The 21,209-nt window shown below is 71.7% G+C and carries 18 protein-coding genes; 7 read left to right on the top strand and 11 right to left on the bottom strand.

Annotated elements, in window-relative coordinates; translation table 11 throughout:
* Positions 1-15 precede the first annotated feature (15 nt).
* From AB0H57_RS17250 to AB0H57_RS17240, 3 genes are all read right to left on the bottom strand, one after another.
* On the bottom strand, positions 16-1,800 hold the full coding sequence (locus AB0H57_RS17250; RefSeq protein WP_357507429.1) for a hypothetical protein: 1,785 nt from the start codon (positions 1,798-1,800) through the stop codon (positions 16-18).
* 386 nt (positions 1,801-2,186) lie between these two features.
* A complete protein-coding gene (gene rph, locus AB0H57_RS17245) occupies positions 2,187-4,784 on the bottom strand; it encodes a rifamycin-inactivating phosphotransferase (RefSeq protein ID WP_357507489.1) in 2,598 nt (865 codons plus the stop codon).
* A 318-nt stretch (positions 4,785-5,102) separates the two neighbouring features.
* The gene (locus AB0H57_RS17240) at positions 5,103-5,240 is read right to left on the bottom strand and encodes a hypothetical protein (protein WP_357507427.1); all 138 of its coding nucleotides are present in this window, start codon (positions 5,238-5,240) and stop codon (positions 5,103-5,105) included.
* 99 nt (positions 5,241-5,339) lie between these two features.
* On the opposite strand from AB0H57_RS17240, the gene AB0H57_RS17235 reads away from it, so the two are divergent.
* On the top strand, positions 5,340-6,452 hold the full coding sequence (locus tag AB0H57_RS17235; protein ID WP_357507425.1) for an RICIN domain-containing protein: 1,113 nt from the start codon (positions 5,340-5,342) through the stop codon (positions 6,450-6,452).
* A gap of 75 nt (positions 6,453-6,527) precedes the next feature.
* On the top strand, positions 6,528-7,325 hold the full coding sequence (locus tag AB0H57_RS17230) for a hypothetical protein (RefSeq protein ID WP_357507423.1): 798 nt from the start codon (positions 6,528-6,530) through the stop codon (positions 7,323-7,325).
* A 9-nt stretch (positions 7,326-7,334) separates the two neighbouring features.
* Here the strand turns inward: AB0H57_RS17230 and AB0H57_RS17225 are convergent, their stop codons facing one another.
* The 3 genes from AB0H57_RS17225 to AB0H57_RS17215 are packed head-to-tail and all read right to left on the bottom strand — an operon-like array spanning position 7,335 to position 10,516.
* Positions 7,335-9,071 carry a multicopper oxidase family protein gene (locus AB0H57_RS17225; RefSeq protein WP_357507421.1) on the bottom strand — a complete coding sequence of 579 codons (1,737 nt, stop codon included), beginning with the start codon at positions 9,069-9,071 and terminating at the stop codon, positions 7,335-7,337.
* The gene (locus AB0H57_RS17220; RefSeq protein WP_357507419.1) at positions 9,068-9,517 is read right to left on the bottom strand and encodes a DUF6220 domain-containing protein; all 450 of its coding nucleotides are present in this window, start codon (positions 9,515-9,517) and stop codon (positions 9,068-9,070) included. Before AB0H57_RS17220 ends, AB0H57_RS17225 begins: the two co-directional genes overlap by 4 nt.
* 9 nt (positions 9,518-9,526) lie before the next feature.
* Positions 9,527-10,516: a carboxymuconolactone decarboxylase family protein gene (locus AB0H57_RS17215; protein WP_357507417.1), complete on the bottom strand. Its 990-nt coding sequence runs from the start codon at positions 10,514-10,516 to the stop codon at positions 9,527-9,529.
* 144 nt (positions 10,517-10,660) lie between these two features.
* Between AB0H57_RS17215 and AB0H57_RS17210 the strand changes: the two genes are divergently transcribed.
* Together AB0H57_RS17210 and AB0H57_RS17205 are read left to right on the top strand one after the other, a co-directional pair.
* Positions 10,661-11,791, top strand: coding sequence for a histidine kinase (locus AB0H57_RS17210; RefSeq protein ID WP_357507415.1), 1,131 nt, complete (start codon positions 10,661-10,663; stop codon positions 11,789-11,791).
* A 156-nt stretch (positions 11,792-11,947) separates the two neighbouring features.
* The gene (locus AB0H57_RS17205) at positions 11,948-12,610 is read left to right on the top strand and encodes a response regulator transcription factor (RefSeq protein ID WP_357507413.1); all 663 of its coding nucleotides are present in this window, start codon (positions 11,948-11,950) and stop codon (positions 12,608-12,610) included.
* Between the two features lie 64 nt (positions 12,611-12,674).
* Here the strand turns inward: AB0H57_RS17205 and AB0H57_RS17200 are convergent, their stop codons facing one another.
* From AB0H57_RS17200 to AB0H57_RS17190, 3 genes are read right to left on the bottom strand one after another with little or no spacing between them, the layout of a single operon-like run.
* Positions 12,675-13,460: a TIGR03084 family metal-binding protein gene (locus AB0H57_RS17200; protein WP_357507487.1), complete on the bottom strand. Its 786-nt coding sequence runs from the start codon at positions 13,458-13,460 to the stop codon at positions 12,675-12,677.
* A 20-nt stretch (positions 13,461-13,480) separates the two neighbouring features.
* Positions 13,481-14,140, bottom strand: coding sequence for a copper resistance CopC family protein (locus tag AB0H57_RS17195; RefSeq protein WP_357507411.1), 660 nt, complete (start codon positions 14,138-14,140; stop codon positions 13,481-13,483).
* 1 nt (position 14,141) lies between these two features.
* A complete protein-coding gene (locus AB0H57_RS17190) occupies positions 14,142-14,738 on the bottom strand; it encodes a hypothetical protein (protein ID WP_357507409.1) in 597 nt (198 codons plus the stop codon).
* Positions 14,739-15,064: 326 nt separating this feature from the next.
* Between AB0H57_RS17190 and AB0H57_RS17185 the strand changes: the two genes are divergently transcribed.
* Positions 15,065-15,898, top strand: coding sequence for a class I SAM-dependent methyltransferase (locus AB0H57_RS17185; RefSeq protein ID WP_357507407.1), 834 nt, complete (start codon positions 15,065-15,067; stop codon positions 15,896-15,898).
* A 5-nt stretch (positions 15,899-15,903) separates the two neighbouring features.
* On the opposite strand, the gene AB0H57_RS17180 is transcribed toward AB0H57_RS17185, so the two are convergent.
* Positions 15,904-17,007, bottom strand: a complete 1,104-nt coding sequence (locus AB0H57_RS17180; protein WP_357507405.1) for an ATP-binding protein — start codon at positions 17,005-17,007, stop codon at positions 15,904-15,906.
* A gap of 112 nt (positions 17,008-17,119) precedes the next feature.
* On the bottom strand, positions 17,120-18,070 hold the full coding sequence (locus AB0H57_RS17175; RefSeq protein WP_357507403.1) for a UbiA family prenyltransferase: 951 nt from the start codon (positions 18,068-18,070) through the stop codon (positions 17,120-17,122).
* A gap of 435 nt (positions 18,071-18,505) precedes the next feature.
* Here AB0H57_RS17175 and AB0H57_RS17170 point away from each other — a divergent pair, with 435 nt between their 5' ends.
* On the top strand, positions 18,506-20,245 hold the full coding sequence (locus AB0H57_RS17170) for a 2-isopropylmalate synthase (RefSeq protein WP_357507401.1): 1,740 nt from the start codon (positions 18,506-18,508) through the stop codon (positions 20,243-20,245).
* Positions 20,246-20,354: 109 nt separating this feature from the next.
* Positions 20,355-21,200: an alpha/beta hydrolase gene (locus tag AB0H57_RS17165; RefSeq protein WP_357507399.1), complete on the top strand. Its 846-nt coding sequence runs from the start codon at positions 20,355-20,357 to the stop codon at positions 21,198-21,200.
* The last annotated feature ends 9 nt before the right edge of the window (positions 21,201-21,209 follow it).

The raw sequence follows: 21,209 nt of genomic DNA, 5'->3' as shown, positions 1-21,209 counted from the left end.
CGTCCGGCATGCCCCTCAGAGGTGGTAGACCAGCACGCCATCGAGTTCCTCCCGGGTGATGCCCAGCCCGTCGACGGGCCGCGCTTCGATGCCCTCCCACGGCGTCCCCGCGGCGCTGCTCGGCACGGCCACCACCGACCGCACCCCGATCCCGCGCAGGTACGCCACGCTGCCCGGGTCGGGGAACGATGCCACCGCCGCCCGGGTCTGTGCCTGGCTGGCCGGCTCGAACCCGGCCAGACCGTTGGTCACCCGCGGGAATCCGTCGGTCGTCCACAACATGTACGTCAGGTCGCCCGCCCCGCCGGCGGGCAGCATCAGGATCGGCTCCTGCGCCGTCCGCATCGCGGCCGGTGGCCGGGGCACGACCGGGTGGGGTGTCCGGTTGACACCCTCCAGGGTGACCAGGGCCAGCGGCACCAGCAGGATCACCGACGTGAGGACCCGACTCCGGCGGCGGGTCGTGGGCTGACCCGACGACTCGGCCAGCGCCGTCACCAGTCCGGCGGCCAGCACCGCCAGCAGCAGGCTGGTCCAGTGCATCATCCGCCCCGGCGTGCGCAACGCGTCCCAGCCCGGCAGGTGGGTGGACAGGGTCAGATAGCCGGGATCCCCGTCACCGCCGAGGGTGGCGCCCAAACCCAGCAGCACCGTGCCGAGCACGCCGAGCCCCAGCGCGACCCGGTGCCGGAGCGGGTACACCGAGACGATCAGCCCCGCCGCGGCCAGTCCGATCAGTGTCATCCCCGGCAGCAGCGCCATCTCCGGCGGCCAGGACAGCTGTTCGCGGGCGGCGGCGTGCCGCTCGCCCCACAACCACGAGTCCGCCGGCGCGGTGACGAACCCGATCAGCGGCGGGGAGAACATCTTCGTCCAGTCCAGCGTCCGCACAGCCTGCGGATTGAGGTCGACGACGCGCAGGTAGACCAGGCCGAGCAGCAGCGTCACCGCGCCGAACGCGGCTCCGCCGACCAGATCCGCGAGCAGCAGCCGCCGGCCGAACGGCGGGCGCTCCCGCCTCCGCCACCAGGACCAGCCGTAGCAGCCGGCCGCCAGCAGCGCCGCGGCCAGCAGGAAATACACCAGCGGCAGCCCGATGCCGAAGCCGAGGGCGACCTGCCAGGCGGCGACGAGCCACCCGGCCACCGCCCAGCCGGGCCGTCGTCGCTCCGGCCGGTATCCGTGGCGCAGCGACCAGCCGTGCCCGCGGGCCAGCATCGCCATGGACAGCGCGATCCCCCCGCTGGACAGGATGTTCAGATGACCGGCGTGCGCCAACCGCCACGGCCCGTACGCCCACGCGACCCCGGCGACCGCCCCGCCCCACCGGCCCGCGCCGAGCTGCCGGGCCAGCGCGTACGCCCCGACGAACGCCAGCGCGTGCAGCAGCACGTACGCCACGTTGTACCGGACCACGGCCGCCTCGAAGCCGGACCCGAGCATCCCGAGCGGGGCGTACCCGAGCAGGGTGTCGCTGTAGGCGTACGTGTACCGCTCGGGATAGAACGTGTTCGAGTGCCAGAGGCCGGCCGGGTCGCTGAGCAGGGCATGCCCCGACCAGGCGATCTGCCACGCCTGCAACGTCGGGTCGCCGAGGTCGCCGGGGATCGTGCTCGCCGGGTGCCGCAGGGTCGGCCAGGTCAGCACCACCGCCAGCAGCAGGCCAGCCAGGGTCGCCCAGGTCCATTCGGGACGGGGCCAGCGCCACCTGCCCCGCCCACCGGGTTCCCGGACGGCGGAGTCCTCGCCGGGGGTGGCGATCTCGCCGGTTGGTCGAGCGTCAGTGGACCGGGCGTTCATGTAATAGATACTCCCCGATACTTTGGCCTTGTCGATCGGCTGTCCGAAGTGTGGGTCGCCGCCGGGCGTCGTTCGAGGCATGCCGCGAACTCATCCGGAGACTCCTCGCCGTGCTGGCGAGGTCGTCGCACGTCCACCCGGTCCGGCCCGTCCAGCCCGATGGTCCTCCAGTCGCCGGATGGTGCTGCCGACGGCGGCCCGCAAGGCCGATGGTGCGACGGTCACGCCGAGGCCGTGAGCCGCCTGACGGCGCGGCCGGAGACGTGGTGCGCGAACGCTGCCCGAGGCGTCCGCGGCGATCGGCGAGCTGCTCCCGCAGCAACACTCCCCGTGATCGATAACATAGCCAGGAGCCGATGCGATGGCAAGCTCCGATCCGGCGTCGGTCAGGGCAGGATCTCGACGTACCCATCGGTTCCGTGCACGCGGATCCGCTGCCCGTCCCGGATGAGCCGGGTAGCGTCCACCACGCCGACGACCGCAGGCAGGCCGTACTCCCGGGCGATCACCGCGCCATGGGTCATCAGGCCGCCCACCTCCGTCACCAGACCCGCGACCGCGACGAACAGCGGCGACCAGCTCGGATCGGTGTAGGCCGTGACCAGGATGTCGCCCGCCTCCAGGTCGGCCTCCGCCAGGTCGAGGATGACGCGGGCCCGCCCCTCGACGGTCCCGGCGGAGACCGGCAGGCCGACCAGGGCGCCGGCCGGCACGTCGTCGCGCCGGTACGCGCCGGTGACGGCCTCGCCGTCAGAGGTGAGCACCCGGGGCGGCGTGAGCGCGTGGTACGACCGGAAAGCGTCCTTGCGCTGCTGGATGAGCCGGTCGTCGACCCGGCTGGAGCGCGCGACGTCGTGCAGCTCCTGGAACGTGAGGTAGTAGATGTCCTCCTTCTCCGCGAGCACGTCGGCCCGCACGAGGCGCTCGGCCTCTGCCAGCAGGGCCTGCTTGTAGACGAAGTAGCGGCTGACGATGCCGTACTTCGGGTATTCCCGGTAGCCGATGAAGGTCCGGATCCGGTCGATCATCCGCTTGGTCTCGTCGGCCTTCTGCGCTCCGTCGGGCAGGGCCCGCAAGCGGGAGAGCACGTCCTGTTCCTTCTTCCGCGCCTCCTGCCGCCCGTGCTCGAAGCGCCGCCCGGCGGCGCCCGGCTCGAAGTTCCGGACGTTGTCGAGGATCAGCGGTACGAGCGTGCTGGGGCGTTCGCTCCAGCGCGGCCTCGTGATGTCGATCTCGCCAACGCAGCGCATGCCGTATCGGTCGAGGTAGGACTCGATGGCGTCGCGCGCCTCGGTCCCGCCCGCGAGCTTCGGCAGCTCGTCCAGGAAGCCCTCGTCCTCGACGTCGCGCAGGAACGCCACCACCTCCGGGTGCGGACGGATCACGTCGGCGACGTCGAGCAGCGCCAGTCCCATCTCCGAGGCGACGTTGTGGGGGGCGGACAGGGTGAGCGTGTCGGCCGCATTCTTCTCGCCCAGCCACTCGCGCAGCCGGTCGTTGAGCCACCAGGTGGCCTCCATGCCCGCCATGATCGCCTGGATGCTCAGCGGGTCGCTGAGGAGTCGCTTGTGCTCGTCGAAGGCCGCCAGCAGGAAGTCGAACAGGGCCGGTCCGGTCCTCGTGCGGATGTCGCGCCGCAGGGCGGCGAGGGACGCCTCGCTGCGCCCGATCAGCTCGGTGACGATGCCCGGATCGGTCTCGATCGGGGCCGGCCGGCCGCCGGCCGGTGGCCCGCCGGGGCCCGCGTCCGGCAGCGACGGGACGAAGTCGTCGCGGTCGAGGACGGTGTCCAGCGCGTCCCTGGTCAGCGGATCGGATCTCCCGATCAGGTCCAGCAGGCCGGCGCGGCTCGCGGGCGAGGCCAGGCCCGGGGTGGCGTCGACGAACAGCCGCCCGCCGGCCTCGTGCATCGGCGCCATGGCAGTCAGTTGCCATACCGAGATGCCCAGCGGCCGCATGGGGTCGGTCATCATCTGCTGGTGGCCGACCGACAGGTAGACGTGGTTCTCCGCGTCGCGCGCCGCGGGAACGGGGAACAGCGTGGTGATCGGCCGGCTCTGGACGATCTGGAAGTCGTCGTCGACCAGGCACCATTCGACGTCCTGCGGGCGGCCGAAGTGCGCCTCGATCCGCCGGCCGAGCTGTCCGAGCCGTACGACCTGCGCGTCGGTCAGCGCCGGCTGCTCCTGCCGCTGCGGGTCAATCGTCACCTCCTGCGTACCGCCGGCCGGCAGGGCGCGCACGGCACGCTGCTTGGCGGCCACCGCCCTGGCGACGATCCCGCCGTCGCGCACCGTGAAGACGTCCGGGTTCACCAGGCCGGCGACCAGGGCCTCGCCGAGGCCGAAGCTGGCCTCCACGGTGGCGACCTTCCGGTTGCCGGTGACGGGATCGGCCGTGAACAGCACGCCGGCCGCGTCTGGAAAGACCATCTGCTGTACGACCACGGCCATCTGGACCGTACGGTGGTCGATGCCGTTGCGCTGGCGGTAGGTCACGGCCCGCTCGGTGAACAGCGACGCCCAGCACCGGCTGACGTGCCGCAGGATCGCCGCCGCCCCCACGACGTTGAGGTAGGTGTCCTGCTGGCCGGCGAAGGAGGCCGTCGGCAGGTCCTCCGCCGTCGCGCTGGATCGGACGGCGTAGGCGGCCTGCTCGCCGAACCGAGCGAGCGCACGGGTGATCGCCGCCGCCAGGTCGTCGGGGATGGCGACCGCCTCGATGGTCCGGCGGATCTCCGCGCTGAGCGTGCGGACCACGTCCCGGTCGTCCGGGCTCAGGCGCGACAGCTGATCGAGCCGATCGTCGATCGACGGCGCCTCCGCCATGATCCGCCGGAAGGCGTCCGTCGTCACGCAGAAGCCGGTGGGCACGCGGATGCCTTCGATCCGGGCCAGCCCGCCCAGGTGTGCGCCCTTGCCGCCGACGACCGCGATCTGCGTCTCGTCGACATCGTGAAGGTCCAACACGTACCGCCCGATCACACGCACGTTCTTTTCCCCGTTTCCGCAGGTTGTGGTCTCGGCCGACGATTCTGCGCCAGCGCAGGGGTCTTGCCGCAAGCCCCCGGGTGCGGTATACGTTGATAGTGGCAGGGAGAGAGAAGTCTCCTTGCCTTTTCTGTTGCGCCGTCCGCCGGAGCCGGCCCCGCCGCTTCCTGGCTGCCCGTGACCTCCACCAGCTTGGCGAAGTGGGCCTGGTAGTTCGGGCAGGTCGCGATGTCCGCGTGCGAGCAGTTCCGCGTGGCCGCCAGGAGATCGCCCGCGGAAGCCGGGATGCGGCGCGGTCGACGCGGATGTGCTTTAATCACCCATGTCGATGTTATCGATAACATGCAGGTGACCGTTCGGAACCGGTGGCGGCACCGGCCGCTGCGGTTCTGAGCGCCGGTGGTGACGGGCGACCACCGGCGCGGCCCAGGCCGCGACCTCGATCACCATCGGCGGATCCTCCGGCAGCCCGGCATTCGACGGGGTCGGAGCGGTCTGCGGTGGTGGCAAGGGTCGCTTGCGCGCCGTCGAGATCTGAGAGGAACAGTCATGCGGACAATGGCAAGATGGCTCGCCGCGGGCGCCGCAACGGCCGTCATGGTCGCCGGCCTGGTCGCCCCGGCCAGCCCGGCCGGCGCGGAGTCGAACGGTGGCACGCGGGTGATGCCGCTCGGTGACTCCATCACCGAGGGCACCCAGGTGCCGGGCGGCTACCGGATCGGCCTGTGGCAGCGCCTCGCGAACGGCCGGTACACCACCGATTTCGTCGGATCCCAGTACAACGGGCCCGCCAGTCTCGGCGACCACGACCACGAGGGCCACCCGGGCTGGCGCATCGACCAGATCGACGCCAACATCGTCGGCTGGCTCAACAGCTACCAGCCGCGCACCGTCCTGCTGCACATCGGCACCAACGACATCCTGCAGAACTTCAACGTCTCCACCGCGCCGAACCGGCTCTCCACCCTGATCGACCGCATCACGAACACCGCCCCCGCGGCGGACGTGTTCGTCGCGCAGTTGACTCCGTTGGCCAACAGCGGCCAGGAATCGGCCGTGCGCGGCTTCAACGCGGCCATCCCCGGCATCGTGCAGAGCAAGGTGAACGCGGGCAAGCGCGTCCATCTCGTCGACATGCACAGCGCCGTGACGACCGCCGACCTGATCGACGGCATCCACCCCACCGCGAACGGCTACGACAAGATGGCCGCGGTCTGGTACGCCGCCCTGCAGGCGGTGCCCGGCAGCATCGGCACCCCGGGTGGCACCGGTGGGTCGCCCACCTCGATCGTGGGCGCGCAGTCCGGCCGGTGTCTGGACGTGCCGAACGGCAGCACCACCAACGGCACCCTCGTCCAGCTGTACGACTGCTGGGGCGGCAGCATGCAGCGCTGGACCTACACCTCCGGCCGCCAGTTGCAGGTGTTGGGCACCAAGTGCCTGGACGCCGAGGGCGGTGGCAGCGCGAACGGCACCCGCGTGATCATCTGGGACTGCACCGGCGGCGCCAGCCAGCAGTGGACCTTCACGGCGGGCACCATCCGCGGCGTCCAGTCCGGACGGTGTCTCGACGCGTACAACTGGGGCACCGCAAACGGGACGAGGATCGTCCTCTGGGACTGCCACGGCGGCGCCAACCAGCAGTGGAGCCAGCGGAGCTGACAACTCCGGGCGGGGGCCGGGCGACCGACGCGGCCGCCCGGCCCCCGCCGTGCGTGGTACTGACACGATGCCACCATGACGGGGGACGTGGCGCGGCAGGACGTCACCGGCGCGGGAGAGCCAGCTCGCTGGCGCGGGTGGTGGCGGGTGCTGCGGATCGTACTGGTGGTGGTGTGGGTCGGCTGGGCGGCGTCGAGTTGGTGGTCGGCGCCGCGTGCGGCGAGTACGGCCCAGGCCCGATCGGACCTCTCCGCTGGTCGGATGGTGTCCTACCAGTGGACCGACGGGTGGGACAGCAGCGGCCGGTGGGGCTGGACCGATGCCCGGACCCCGCGGTTCACCGGGCGGGCCGGCCCGTTGTTCGTCTGGCGTACCGGTGACTGGCGGGTGCACCACACCGAGTTCGACGGTGGGTCCACCGGGCCCGCCTTCCCCGATTCCTTCGACGCGACGCGGTACTTCGGCCCGCAGGCCGCCGCCTTCGACCAGGCGCTGCAGTCGGCCGACCGGTATCCAAGCGGGCAGGTCCTCAATGCCCCACAGCCGTTGGGGGCGCTGCCGACGCTGCTCCTGCTCAGCATCCTGACCGTGCTGGTGTTCGGCCCCGCCCCCGCCCGGGGCACCCGCTGGTTCTGGTTCTGGCTGCTCACCGGGGTGCCGCTCGGGCTCGGACTGCTCTGGTGGCTGGCCCGGGAACGCCCCTGGCGTCCCGCCGACACACCACCACCGGACCCGACCGGCCGTGACCCCCGGGAGCGCTGGTACGTCGGCCTGCTGATCGGGATAGCGACGTCGATCGCGGCCAGCGTCCTGTTCTACGGACTGCGACAGGCACTCGGCGACTGGTACGTGCCCATCGACGCCGGCCACTGAACCGGCGGCCTACCCGTACATCAGGTGCAGCGTCATCCCGGCGTCGGCGTGGGGCAGGTTGTGGCAGTGGTTGGCCCACACGCCGGGGTTGTCGGCCGCGAAGGCCACCTCCCAGACGTCGCCGGGGCGAACGTCGAAGGAGTCCAGCCACAGCGGGCTGCCCGTCGCCGGCGCACCGTTGCGGGACAACACCAGGACATGATGGCCGTGCAGATGCCACGGGTGCACCACCAGTGACCGGTTCACGATCCTGAACCTGACGACGTCGCCCCGGCGTACCAGCTGAGGCGGGATGTCCGGGTCGGCCGCGCCGTTGACGGTGTGCGCGTACCGGGGGAGCAGGCCGCGCAGGTCGAGGCCGCGATCGAGAACCAGGGTGAACTCCTTGTCGAACCGGGCCCACGGCACCGCAGCGGCGACGCCGTAGCTGAGCGGTTCCAGCGACGGCCACCCACCGGTGGCCGTCGACACGGCTCCGGTGGACCAGACCGCCCGCCCGTCGACGAACAACGCCACCGGCGTGGCGGGCGCGGTGAACACCAGGTCGTAGCGGCCCCCGGCCGGGATCAGCACGGCGGTGTCCACCAGCGGCGTCGGGCCCCGTAGGTCGGATCCGTCGATGGCGGCGACCCGGAACGGGGTGCCGGCCAGGGCGTACCGGTGGGTCGTGCTGTCGGTGTTGACCAGGCGCAGCCGCACGGGCACCCCGGCCTCGACGGGCTCCGTCCTCGGCGTCGGCAACGCGCGGCCGGCCAGGGTGTGCACCGGCACCGTGACGTCGACGCCGGTCACCGGTGCCGGGCGCACCACCAGGACGCCGTAGAGCCCCATCCGCACGCCGACGTCGGACACCGCGTGGGTGTGGTACCAGTACGTGCCGGCCTGATCGGCGCGGAACCGGTAGACGAACTCCTGCCCGGGCAGCACCGCCGCCTGCGTCACGCCGGGCACCCCGTCCTGACCGTTCGGCACGTCGTACCCGTGCCAGTGCAGCGTGACGCCCCGCCCGATGTCCCGGTTGCGCAGGGTCACCGCCAGGACGTCGCCGACGGTGGCGGTCAGCTCGGGCCCGGGCACCTGGGCGTTGAACGCCCACGCCGCGGCGTCCCGGCCACCCACCCGTACCGTGGCGGTCCCGGCGGTCAGGGTGAACCGCCTGGTCGGTTCGCCCACGGCCCGCGCCTCCCGATAGTCATGATCGTGTACGGCGGGAGCGGCGCCCGGGGCGACGGCGAGCCCGGTCCCGGTCAGCAGCGCCGCGACCGCCACCACGAGGGCCGCCCGGGACAACCCTCGCGAGGGGCGCGCGTCGAGGGCCCGCCACGAGACGGCGGTGGCCGTGACGACCCCGGCGACCGCGAGCAGTCCCGCGCCCGCCGACACCGGATAGCCGTGCAGGACCGTCACGAGCAGGGCGCCGCTCCCGGCGTATCCGGCGAAGAGCAGCGGCACCGCCGCGGACCGGATGTCGCCCCGCGGCCGCAGCAACCGCGGCCCGGCGACGAGCACCCCGGCGAGCGACAGCGGGGCGGCGACGAGGACCTTCTCCGCCGCGAACCACCAGCCGGCCCGGGCCAACGCGGTGATGGTGACCGCGCGGGCCACCGTGGCCAGCAGCGCGCCGACGGCCAGTCCCAGCGCGAGCCGGCGGCGCCGGGCGGCCGAGGCCGCGCCGCCGCCCAGCCACCCGGCGGTCGCCAGGACCGCGATCACGAGGTCCGCCACGACCAGTGAGCCGGTGGTCATGCCGGCTCCCGTTCCCCGACGACCGCGCTGGCGCCGGCCGGCGTCGGATCGGCCAGCCGGCGGGCCGCCTGGTGGACGCTGACCACGACGTGCACCGCGATGATGCCGTTGAGCGCGTGCAGCCCGCCGATGGCCAGGCCGAACGGGGTACTGGCGCCCGCGGTGTCGGTGGACGCGTTCGCGAGCATGGCGATCAGCGCCTGCAGCACGACGAGGCCGAGCGGCAGGATCGCCAGGCCGATGAGCCGGCCCGGCGCCTTGGCCAGCACGGCGAACAGGGTGGTGAGCAGGATGAGCACCGGGATGACGGCCATCCCGGTGACGCTGTGCAGCGCGTACGCGCCCTCACTGGCGGGTTTGGTGAACGCCCCCACCGCGGCGAAGACGAACTGCAGGGCGAACGCGACGAGCGACACGAGGGTGACGACGACGAGGGCCTTGCGCACGGTGACCTCCTAGGAACGAGCGGGGGACAGGGACTGGGCGACGTGGTCGGTGGCCGTGATCGCCCCGTACGCGACCAGCCACACGATGTCGGCGTCGGCCGGATGGGACAGCCGCCACAGCGCGACGTCCCCGGTGCGGATCGCGCCGGGTGCGAACGCCGCCAGCAGCGCGATCCGCGCCCCCACCCGGTCGGTGCCGGGCAGGTCCCGGATCAGGTCGGCGGCCCACTCCGCGGGCCGGGCCGGGTGCCGCCCGTCCTCCCACCGCACCGTCGCCGTGACCGTCTGCCGAGCCACGTCGCCCAGGAGGTGCCCGCCCCGCAGGGCGGCGTTGCGCAACGACGCGTACGCGACGCCCACCGGGCTGTCCCCGGCCCAGTCCGGTCCCGCCACCGTGCCGGCGTCGAGCAGCGACAGGCTGCGGCCCGGCTCCTTCGGCTCCCGAGCCGCCCTGGCGTAGAGCCGGCCCCCGACGGACCGCACCACCGGGGACCGCTGCAGGCCACCGGGCAGCAGATCCGGGTCGAGCAGCGCCGACACGATCCGGTTGATGAAGTGGAAGGCGAGCAGGGTGCCGGTGACCTCCGGTCGGTAGGGGCTGGACCAGCCGGCGGCCCGCGGGCTGCGGCTGGCCTCGGCCCAGGCGGTGAGCTCGGCGTGCCGCGGCGCCGGTGGCCTGCCACCCCGGGCGATGACCTCGGCCAGTTGGTGCTCGCCGAGCGCGTGCAGCAGCATCACGTGCGCGTCGACGCAGAACCGGCAGCGGTTGGCCCGGGACACCGCCGCGGCGACGAGCTCGCGCTCGACCCGGGACGCGTCCCCGGCGAGCAGGGCCTCGCGCAGCAGCGCCCACGCCGCGGCAAGCAGCTCCGGCACCGCCGAGAGCGCCTGGAAGGTGGGCACCGGCCCGAGGAACTCGCCCCGCAGTTGCCGGTACACCTCCGCGGTGAGACCGGTCGCCGCCGATGCCCTCGGCGGCGTGAAGAAGCGGTATGTCATGGCCTCGATGCTGGCCCCGACCGGCCGGGAAAACGTCGTGCCGCCGTAGGCACCTGCCCCGCCGCCGATACCGCATCCGTGGTACGCCGCAGCTACCGCAGTCGCAGGATGTCGCCCGACGTACCGCCGATCTACAGTGCGGTCATGCGCCGCGACCTGCCGTACGCCCTCAGCGGCCTCGCCCTCGGTGTCCTCCTGCTCGGCAACGCCGCGCTCGCGCCGGACGCCGCGCCGGCGGGGGCGATCGACGGCGCCCTGGTCCTGGTCATGGCGGCGGGCCTGGGGGTGTGCCGGCGGCACCCGGTGCTGGCATTGGTGGCGGTGGCCGCCGCCATGCTGGCCGTCCACATGCGGGTGCACCCCGGGGTGTCCGCCGCGTTCCCCGTCCTCGGCGCGGTCTACGTCGCCGCCTGGCGGGGGCACCGGGCGGTCCCCGTCCTGGCCAGCATCGTCTTCCTCGGCGGCTTCCTGGCCCGCGACATCTCGGTCGCGCCCGCCGACCGGCCCGGCCAGCAGATCGCCGAGCGGACCGCCCTGCTGCTGGGCTGGTTCGTGGCGGCCAACGTCGCCGGGCTCGTCGCGCGGCAGCGCCGGGCGTACCTGGAGCAGGTCGAGCAGCGGGCGGTCGAGGCCGAACGCACCCGCGAGGAGATGGCGCTGCGCCGCGCGGGGGAGGAGCGCCTGCGCATCGCCCGGGATCTGCACGACTCGCTGACCCACAGCATCTCGGTGATCAAGGTGCAGGCCGGGATCGCCGTGCACCTGGCCCGCAAGCAGGCCGCCGAGCCGGCGGCCGCGCTGCTGGCGATCCAGGAGGCCAGCAGCGCCGCCATGCGGGAACTGCGGGCCACGCTGGAGGTCCTGCGCTCACCCGCCGACGGGGACCGGGTCGGGCTGGCCCGGCTGGGCGAGCTCGCCGAGCGGACTCGGGCGGCCGGCGTACCGGTGCAGGTGGCCGTCACCGGTCAGCCCCGGGACCTGCCCGCCGAGGTCGACCAGGCCGGGTACCGCGTCGTCCAGGAAGCCCTGACCAATGTGGCCCGGCACGCCGGCTCCGCCACCGCCGAGATCCACATCGAGTACGCCCCGGCGCGGCTCACCGTCTCGGTGACCGACGACGGCCAGGCGTCGCCGGCCCGGCCGGTGACCCCGGGGGTGGGCCTGCGCGGCATGCGGGAACGGGTCACCGGACTGGGCGGCACGCTGCACGCCGCCGCCGCCGAGGCCGGCGGGTTCGCCGTGCGGGCCACGTTCCCGGTGGAGGAGTCGGCATGACCGAGCGCTTGCGTGAGGTCCGGGCGGCTCAGTCGGGCACGGATCGTGGCGGCGCCGGCCGGGGGGAGGAGTCGGCATGACCGAGCGCTTGCGTGAGGTCCGGGCGGCTCAGTCGGGCACGGATCGTGGCGGCGCCGACCGGAGGGAGGAGTCGACATGATCCGGGTTTTGCTGGCCGACGACCAGGCCTTGATGCGGGCCGGATTCCGGGCGCTGCTGGACGCGGAGGACGACCTGGCGGTCGTCGGTGAGGCCGCTGACGGCGCCGCCGCCGTCGAGCTGGCACGACGCCTGCGGCCGGACGTCGTGCTGATGGACGTGCAGATGCCCGGACTCGACGGCATCGAAGCCACCCACCGCATCGCCACCGACGGCGCCCTCGCCGCGGTCCGCGTCCTCATCCTCACCAACTACGGGCTCGACTCGTACGTCTTCGCCGCGCTCCGCGCGGGCGCCAGCGGCTTCCTGCTCAAGGACGCCGACCCCGCCGACCTGCTGCGGGCCGTCGCCCTCGTCGCGCACGGCGACGCGCTGCTCGCCCCGGCGGTCACCCGGGCGCTGATCAGCGAGTTCGTCGCCGGCCCGCCGCCGGCCGACCCGGCGGCCGGGCGTCACGTGCTGACCGTCCGCGAACAGGAGATCGTCGAGCTCGTCGCCCGGGGGCTGAGCAACGACGAGATCGCGCAGCGGATGGTGATCAGTCCGCTGACCGCCAAGACCCACGTCAACCGGGCGATGACGAAGCTGCACTGCCGCGACCGTGCCCAACTGGTCGTGTGGGCGTACGAGTCGGGCCTGATCACGCCGCGCCGCCGGTGACGCCACAGCAGGCCACCGCCCCGGCACGGATCGGGCGATCGGTGCCGGGGCGGTGGCCTTGGGTTCAGCGCCGGTCCAGCTCGGCGAACTGTCCCGGCTCCCGGCCCGGACCGGCCGGACCGCGGTACGCCTGGGCGATGTCGAGCCAGTGCTCGGCGATCTCACCGGTGGCGCGCAACGCCAGGTCGGCACGGTGCCGGCGCCGGACGGCCAGCAGGCAGAAGTCCCACGCCGGTCCGGTGATCCGCTCCGGGGAGTCCTCGGGGCCGAACGTCCACACCTGGCCGGACGGTGCGGTCAGCTCGAAGCGCAGTTCCGTCTGCGGGGTGGGCAGGTCGCGCGCCTGGTAGCCGAAGTCCCAGCACCGCACCGCGAAGCCGACCAGGTGACGGATCCGATCGGTGGGCGTGCGGCGGACCCCCAACGTGTCGGCGATGTCCTGCCCGTGACCGAACAGCTCCATGAAGCCGGCGGTGGCGAGGACACCCGGCGGCAGCGGACGGACCAACCAGGGCACCAACTGGGTCGGTGGCACCGCGGCGATCGCCTTCTCGGCGGTGCTCCGCTCGGCCCGCCAGCGTTCGAGCAGCACCTCCGGGGGGTCGTTGAGGTATTCGGACAGGGCGGCCTCCACGTTGCCGTTGAAGTCACCAGCGATCCGGGCGACCATCGCGTTGAAGGCGTCCGGTTGGGCCGCGGCCATCCCGGCGACCCGGAACGTGGCGGCGAGGTGGGCGATCTGATGGGCGATCGTCCACCCGGGCGCCGGGGTCGGCAGCGACCACTGCTCCGGTGCCAGTCCGGCGACCAGATCGTCGACATCCCTGCCCTCGGCCGCCAGCGCGGCCATCTCGTCCTGCTGCTGAGCGGTCACGTCGTACCCCTTCCGGTTGTTGAATCGTGGATCCGGGCGGAGCCGGCGTCCGGTACCGCCCGTGGGCCGGCCGGCGGCGTACCACCGCCGCCGAACTCGGCCGGTAGGCGCCAGGCCCGTGGCCGGCGCGGGTTGTGTACGAGCAGGAGGGTCACGGCAACGAGCACCACCACCCCGTTGACGACCAGCAGCACCGCGCTGAGCGGGTCGATGCCGTGCGCGTGGGAGTCGAGCAGGTCGGCGGCGGCCCGGTCGAGCTGCGCCCCGGCCGGCGCTGGTGGCCGCCCGGTGCCGACGCTGAACCGCAACGTCCCCTCGCTCTGCCCGCCGTCACGAAAACTGACGTGCCAGGCGACGGTGAAGTCCCCGGTGAGTCCGGCGTCGAGGGGCAGCCGCAGCGTGCGCGGATCCACCGGCCGGGGGTCGACGGTGGTGACCATCGTCCCCCGGTCGTCCAGCACGGCGACGTGCGAGTCGTCGAGGTCCGGCTCGCCGGCGAAGGCCAGCCGCACCGCCGCGGGCGCCGTCACCAGGACCGCCCCGTCCCGGGGGTCGCTGCCGGCCAGCCCCGTCGCGGCGTGGGCCGCCGCGGGCACCGCCAGGACGGCGAGCACGGTCGCGGCCAGCGCCGCGAGGGGGTACGTGACGCGCGGCATCTCAGGCCGGGACCGGCGCCGACGGGGCGCCGCCCAGGGTTCGCTTCTGCGCCGCCAGGCAGCTGCACGACGCGGCCCGCAGCTCCGAGTCGGACGGGCGCAGGTGCCGGTACATCGCGATCACCATCGGGATGAAGACCACGCTGTTGTAGAACAGGTGCAGCTCGACCCGGCCGACCAGCAGCTGGATGATGCTGGTGGGCTCCGCCCGTCCGAACAGGTACGCCCCGGACTGCGCCTGGAGGAACAACAGCAGGTGTTCGATGTGGTGCCAGAACTGCAGCGCCAACGCCACCGTCCACCAGGTCCGCGCGCGGCCGGTGAAGCCCGGACGCAGCAGGAACAGGCCCACCAGCATGACCAGCGCGTAGCCGTAGTGCAGCCACTCCGAGCTGATCAACCACGGGAACCACTGCCCGAGCACCCCCCGGGACTGCGGCCGGGGCAACCCCAACACCCAGATCTGGTACGCCTGGACCAGGTGCTCGGCCCAGTGCCCGAGGACGATGACCAGGTACGCGGTGAGCGCCGCCCGGTGATGGCGCCCGTTGAGCCGGCCGATGAACCCCTCCTGGGGGGCGGTGTCGACGGTGGCCATGCGATTCCTTCCCTCCTGGCTGTTCCTGTCCGGCCACGCTAACCGGGCCATCGACTACGTTCCCCTTCAATTGTGCGCAGTTCCGGACACAGCTGTTGCAGCGCAATTTCTGGCCGTAATCGTGATCGACCGGCACCCGGTGCGGGCCGAACCGGGGTAGCGGTGGCGGCCCGCCAACGGTGGCGAGCGGCGGGCGCCGTCGGCACCACTGTGGGCGTAGAGTGACATCGTCGTCGGCCGAATTGACCTCTTGACGTCGGATGGCCATCCCGGTCCGCTGACTGTCAGGCGCCTACGACGTGACGGTGCAATCAAGGTGAGGGTCGATGACGTTTCAGCTCGACGCCGATGGGTCCCAGGCGCCCGGCAAGGGTTCGGCGGACCGCTATGCCGAGGGCATACTCAGTCATCGGTTGCCGACGGAGATGCGGCGCCTGCAGGTCATGGAGCGGATGCTGGATCCCGATGAGATGGCGGCGCTCGCCGGCCTGGGCATCGAGCCGACGTGGCACTGCCTCGAGTTGGGGGCCGGCGCCGGTTCCATCGCGCGCTGGCTGGCGGAGCGGTGCCCGGACGGCCGGGTGGTCGCCGCCGACGTGGACACCTCGTTCCTGGCCCAGTCGCGCTCACCCAATCTGCACGTCGTGCAGCAGGACGTGGAGCGTGAGGAGTTCCCGCCGGGGTCGTTCGATCTCATCCACGCGCGCGCCCTGTTCATGCACCTCGCTGACCGGGACGCGTTGCTCAGTCGGGCGGTGCGCTGGCTGAAACCGGGTGGCTGGCTGGCGGTCAGCGAGGCCGACATGTTCCCCGTCGACTCGACACCGTACCCCGCGATCAGGCAGATGTGGACGGCCGCCGAGCGGTTGTTCCGGTCGCAGGGGTCAGACCCCCGCTGGGCGCGCCGGCTTCCCCTCCTCCTCGGCCGCGCCGGGCTGGTCGACATCGGCATGTCGGTCAAGGTGGACGTCCTCGGCGGCGGCGGCGTGACCGACGAATTCTGGCGATCCTCCTTCGCCCAGGTGAAGCCGTTCCTGTTGCAGCAGGGGCTGGTCGACGAGGCCGGCTACGCCGAGGCGCACGCGCTGGTGGACGACCCGAACTTCCGGGACACCCTCTGGGCGTACGTCCGGGCCTGGGGCCGACGTCCGCGGGACTGAACCGATCAGTCGAAGTCGCCTTCTGCCCGTTGCTCCGGCAGCGGCACGGTCAGCTCCACCTGGGTGCCCTGCCCCGGCTGCGATGCGACCAGCACCATGCCGCCCAGCAGCGCGGCCCGCTCGCGCATGGACGACAGGCCGGCGGTCGCGGAGGTCCGGATGTCGGCATGGTCGAAGCCGCGTCCGGTGTCCTCGACGACCGCCCGCAGCTCGTGCGGCGCGATGTCCACCCGGATGAGGATCTTGCCGGGAGCGCCGTGGGCGAGAGCGTTGCGGATCGCCTCTCTGATGATGAGGAACGACTCGTCGCGGACGGTGGTCGGCACCCAGTTCTCGTCGCCGTTCACCCGCAACCGCAGCTGGCCGTCGCTGGCGGGGACCGACTCGATGTAGCTCGCCAGCGCCTTCTCGAGGCTCTTGAGCGGCGCCTCGAGCCGCAGGTCCGTGATCACGGCCCGCAGGCTCTCGAGGGAGTCCAGCACGGCATGATGCGCCTTCTTCGCCTGGGCCGCCGCCTTGACCGGGTCTTTCCGGTGGTCCTCGAAGAGTTCGAGCCGGCGGTGCGCGATGCTGAGCCCGTTGCCCACCCGGTCGTGCAGCTCTCGGGCGATGCGTTGCCGCTCGCCGAGATGGGCTTCATGGATCCGGTTCAACAGGAAGCTGGTGTACGCCCCGGTCGCTTCGCGAACCCGTACGGTGATGCTCTGGTGCAATGTCAGCATCACGACACCGAGTGTTTCCATCGAGTCGGCGTCCACATGCTGGATGACCCAGCGCAGCACCGTCTCGACGAAAACCATGGCGGCCCGCCACGATTCCCGGGTCGGTATGGCCTGGGCGGCGCGCGTCTCCCCGATGTCCCAGGCGAGCATCGTGGAGCTTTCGTCGATCTGCACCCGGCCCGCCCGTATGCTGCGCGCCAGGTCCGTCAGGGACTGGCTCGCGTGCGCGATGGTCTGTTCGCGGGCGGTCGGGTCGCTGGCGACGGTGCTGTCCAGCGAGTCCAGTGCGCGCACATAGTCGGTCAGGATGATGGATCGTTCCGCCTCGAGGCGCTCCGCCAAGGCGTTCCGTGCGGGCTCCGCGCCTTCGCGGGCGTCGTCGGCCAAGGCTTCCTCCGGAACCCCAGTTATCCGGATAGCTTCATGTGAGGGGTTGTCCGGATTTAGTGCAAAGTGCTGTACCGGCTCCTCCCCCGGCGACCATCCTCACACAGAACCCTCAACCGAACAACAATTGTCCGCCCAGCGCGACAATCATGCCGAGGTTCATTAAGTACTGCGTTGCCATGAATGCCCGATATGGTCGACGAGTGTCCGACCGGACTCGCTTAGCGGAGCCACCCAAACACAGAATGGCTATGGCGGTGGCACCGCCGAGCATCGCCAGGCCCGGCCAGATGAGCAACGGCGACGTCGACACCCCGGCCGCGCAGAAGGCCACGGCCAGCCCCAGCGCCGCGCCGGCCGCCGCGCGCCGTGCCCTCGTTTCGCCGTACATCCCGGCCACGGTGCGCCGGCCCGCCGCCGCATCGCCGGCGACGTCCGAAAGATCCTTGGTCAGCCCGCCCACCAATCCCATCCACGTGGTCACGCCCGCCACGAAGACGAGGAACTCCGGACCGGGGGACGACAAGCCGTCTCCGGAGTACGCGAGGTGGCCGGCGTAGTAGGTCAGCAGGCCCAACGACAGTCCCGTGAGGGTCGAGGTGATCGCGTACCGCTTGAACTGGACCAGCGGGCTCGAGTAACAGAAGCCGAGCGTGAGCAGGGCCAACACCGTCAGGAAGAGGCCGCCGCCGAGCGCCGCGCCACCGATGAGCGAGATCGCCGCCGCGCCCACCGTTACCCACCGGGCGGTCGACGTGGCGAGCGCGCCGCGGGCGATCGGCCGGCGCGACCCGTTGATCCGATCTTCCTGGACGTCCGTGACGCCGTTGAACAGATAGACGGCGAACACCGCGAGTTCCCACACGACCGCTACCGCGGCGATGCGTACCAGCTCGCCGCGGGGACCGCCGATGCCGCTGAGCGCACTGCCCACGAGGAATCGCAGCAGGAAGACCAGCAGCACGCTGGGGCGTGCCTCGACCACGCAGAGCCGCGCGGCGTCCACCAGGCGCCGGAGGGCCTGCGGTCGTGGGGAGGTCGGTGCGACTTCGATGTCCGTCATGAGCGGGATTATCGCCTGATCGAAGCGGGACAATAAAGAGAGTGACGCGAACCCGGCACCAACTCGGCACGACGGAACATTGGTGAAACTTCAACTTTCGATACCGGTTGCTTAATGTTCCGGCTCATCGCTGGAAACTTCGGCGTGGCGATCGCGGATCACACGGGGGTGGCCGCGACATGGAGCATCGAGCTGGCGCTCAAACTACAACTTTCGATATCCCGAACGACTCTTAGGGTGCGGCGCCGTGACGTCTAGATGCCGGTCCGCTTGCCGTGGAGTCGGTCACACGTTAATTTCGAGCTTGTCTCGTGACACGGAGTTCAGTGTCTTCAGCAACTCACTATGGTCAATGGCTGCCCGATCTTGCACGATTGCGGCGCCGAACCGAACTGCGCCACGTGCGGCGCGGGAGATTGTTAAGGAAGAGCAGCTATGGACTCGTACCGCCGCTACGCCCCCTTCCGCCGCATCCAGCTTCCCGACCGCACCTGGCCCGACCGTACGCTCACTCAGGCGCCCCGCTGGCTCTCCACCGACCTGCGAGACGGCAACCAGGCCCTGGTCGAACCAATGTCTCCCAGCCGCAAGCTCAGGATGTTCGAGCTGCTGACCAGCATGGGATACAAGGAGATCGAGGTCGGCTTCCCCGCCGCCAGCCAGGACGAGACAGAATTCGTGCGGCTGCTGATCGAGCAGGACCGCATTCCCGACGACGTCCGGATCACCGTCGGGGTCCCCGCCCGCGCCGAGCTGATCGAGCACACCGTGCACAGCCTGCGCGGCGCGCGCCGGGCCACGGTCTGCGTCTTCAACGCCACGGCCCCGGCGAGCCGCAGCATGGTCTTCCAGATCGACCGGGAGCAGTGCCGTGACCTGGCCGTGCAGGGCGCCCGCTGGGTGGTGCAGTACGCCGACCGGCTGCTCGGCGACTGCGACTTCGGCTTCGAGTACACGCCCGAGATGTTCAACGAGACCGAGATGGACTTCGCGCTCGAGGTGTGCGAGGCGGTGATGGACGTCTGGCAGCCCGGCCCGGGCCGCGAGACTGTTCTCAACCTACCGTCCACCGTGGAGCGCTCGGGACCGCACATGTTCGCCGACCAGATCGAGTGGATGGACCGCCAGCTTTCCCGGCGCGAGCACATCTGCCTGTCGGTCCACCCGCACAACGACCGGGGCACCGCCGTCGCCGCCGCGGAGCTGGCCATGGTGGCCGGGGCCGACCGAATCGAGGGCTGCCTGTTCGGCAACGGCGAGCGCACCGGCAATGTCTGCCTGGTCACGCTCGGACTGAACCTGTTCAGCCAGGGGATCGATCCGCGGATCGACTTCTCCGACATGGCGCGGATCCGGAGCGTCACCGAGCACTGCACGCGCATTCCGGTGCACCCCCGGCATCCGTACGGCGGCGAACTCGTCTACACCGCGTTCGCCGGGTCCCACCAGGATGCGATCAACAAGGGGCTCACGGCGCTCGCCCGGGAGGCGTCGGCGCAGGGCAGGCCACCCGAGGAGGCGGCCTGGACGGTGCCGTACCTGCCGATCGATCCGAAGGACATCGGTCGCACGTACGAGTCGATCGTCCGGGTCAACAGCCAGTCGGGGAAGGGCGGCGTGGCCTACGTGATGCGGTCCTGGCACGGCCTCACCCTTCCGTACGGCCTGCAGGTCGACTTCGCCCGCGTGGTGCAGGACCACTCGGAGGCGACCGGCGACGAGATCGACCCGGCTCGGATGTGGCGGCTCTTCGAGACGGCGTACCTGGACCCGGCGGGCGCCAGCGCGTCGGTGGCCGCCGCGACCCTGTACGTGGACTGGCGTAACCGGCAGGTCGACGAGGTGACCGGCGCGGAGCAGACCCGGGTGATCGAGGCGGTGCTGGCCTCGCTGGGGATCGACGTCCTGGCCGTCCACGTCGTGGAGTCGGCGCCGTCCGGCTCGGCCGGATCCGTCGACGCCGACCTGCCCTTCGCCGTGTACGCGGAGTGCCGGGTCGAGGGTGAGGCACGGCCGATCTGGGGGGCCGGGCTCGACCAGGACATCGTCTCCGCCGCGATGGCCGCCACCCGCTCCGCCGTCGGCCGCGTGCAACCGGACGAGCCCGTCGTCCCCCCGGCCTGGTACCCCCCGGCCGACCTCGCGGCGCAACGACAGGCCAAAGTGGATGCCTGACCCGCGCCCCCCGCGCACCGCGATTCCCCCCGAGTTGGCTTCCCGTCGACGCTAGGCAAGGATCAGCGCAACGGGAGTCCTTCCTGGGGGGAGTCGCACTGTGCCCGACGTGGTGACATCGGACGGGGTACGCCTGTCCTACTCCGAGGCGGGGAGCGGACCGCCGCTGCTCATCATTCCCGGCATCGCACAGCCGAAGTCCGTCTTCGTCCATCAGGTGGAAGGGCTGCGCGAGCGGTGCCGGGTGATCGTCTACGACCAGCGCGGACACGGTGACTCCGACAAGCCGGCGCACGGGTACCGCATCGCCCGGCTGGCCAAGGACCTGGACGAACTCATCGAGGCTCTCGGCCTGTCGGAGATAACGTTGATGGGCTGGTCGCTGGGTTGCGCCGTGGCATGGAGCTACTACGACCTCTTCGGGCCGAGGCGGCTGGAGCGGCTGATCCTGGTCGACGGCAGCGTTCTGCTCTGCGAGACGCCGGACATGACCGAACGGGACATCGCCGACACCGGCGCGGCGTGGGACGCGGCCGGCGCGCTCGGGATCGTCAGCGCGATCCGCACCGACCAGGAAAATCTCGTCCGCCAGCTGGTGAGCTCGTTCGTCACCGATGACCGGACGGATGTGGAATGGCTGATCGGCGAGGTGCTGAGGATGCCCGCCGAGGCCACGGCGGCGCTGATGTTCGACTACATCCACAGCGACTGGCGCGACGTCATACCGCGGATCGCCGTCCCGACCCTGGTCGTCGGTGCCACCCGCAGTCACATCCCGGTCTCGGTGCAGGAGTGGCTGCACCGCACCATTCCCGGCTCGCAGTTGGCGGTGCTGCGCGACCGGGCGCACCTGCTGTTCTACGAGGATCCCGACACGTTCAACGACCTGGTGTCACGCTTCCTCGGCACGCCGGCGCCGACGACGCCGGAGAAAGCCGGGCGTGCGCGGGGGTGAGGGCGAGTC

This window comes from Micromonospora sp. NPDC050686, assembly GCF_040654475.1.
Classification (GTDB): Bacteria; Actinomycetota; Actinomycetes; order Mycobacteriales; family Micromonosporaceae; genus Micromonospora.
The sequence above is the reverse complement of the archived record's forward strand: the minus strand, read 5'-3'. Positions and strand labels throughout refer to the sequence as shown.

Coding starts and splice junctions, on each gene's coding strand:
- AB0H57_RS17230 (WP_357507423.1), top strand. CDS start 6,528: ATGACGGGGGACGTGGCGCGGCAGGACGTCACCGGCGCGGGAGAGCCA.
- AB0H57_RS17240 (WP_357507427.1), bottom strand. CDS start 5,240: ATGGTGATCGAGGTCGCGGCCTGGGCCGCGCCGGTGGTCGCCCGTCAC.
- AB0H57_RS17210 (WP_357507415.1), top strand. CDS start 10,661: ATGCGCCGCGACCTGCCGTACGCCCTCAGCGGCCTCGCCCTCGGTGTC.
- AB0H57_RS17225 (WP_357507421.1), bottom strand. CDS start 9,071: ATGACCACCGGCTCACTGGTCGTGGCGGACCTCGTGATCGCGGTCCTG.
- AB0H57_RS17200 (WP_357507487.1), bottom strand. CDS start 13,460: ATGGCCGCGCTGGCGGCCGAGGGCAGGGATGTCGACGATCTGGTCGCC.
- AB0H57_RS17215 (WP_357507417.1), bottom strand. CDS start 10,516: ATGACATACCGCTTCTTCACGCCGCCGAGGGCATCGGCGGCGACCGGT.
- AB0H57_RS17250 (WP_357507429.1), bottom strand. CDS start 1,800: ATGAACGCCCGGTCCACTGACGCTCGACCAACCGGCGAGATCGCCACC.
- AB0H57_RS17185 (WP_357507407.1), top strand. CDS start 15,065: ATGACGTTTCAGCTCGACGCCGATGGGTCCCAGGCGCCCGGCAAGGGT.
- AB0H57_RS17205 (WP_357507413.1), top strand. CDS start 11,948: ATGATCCGGGTTTTGCTGGCCGACGACCAGGCCTTGATGCGGGCCGGA.
- AB0H57_RS17195 (WP_357507411.1), bottom strand. CDS start 14,140: ATGCCGCGCGTCACGTACCCCCTCGCGGCGCTGGCCGCGACCGTGCTC.
- AB0H57_RS17190 (WP_357507409.1), bottom strand. CDS start 14,738: ATGGCCACCGTCGACACCGCCCCCCAGGAGGGGTTCATCGGCCGGCTC.
- AB0H57_RS17170 (WP_357507401.1), top strand. CDS start 18,506: ATGGACTCGTACCGCCGCTACGCCCCCTTCCGCCGCATCCAGCTTCCC.
- AB0H57_RS17235 (WP_357507425.1), top strand. CDS start 5,340: ATGCGGACAATGGCAAGATGGCTCGCCGCGGGCGCCGCAACGGCCGTC.
- AB0H57_RS17175 (WP_357507403.1), bottom strand. CDS start 18,070: ATGACGGACATCGAAGTCGCACCGACCTCCCCACGACCGCAGGCCCTC.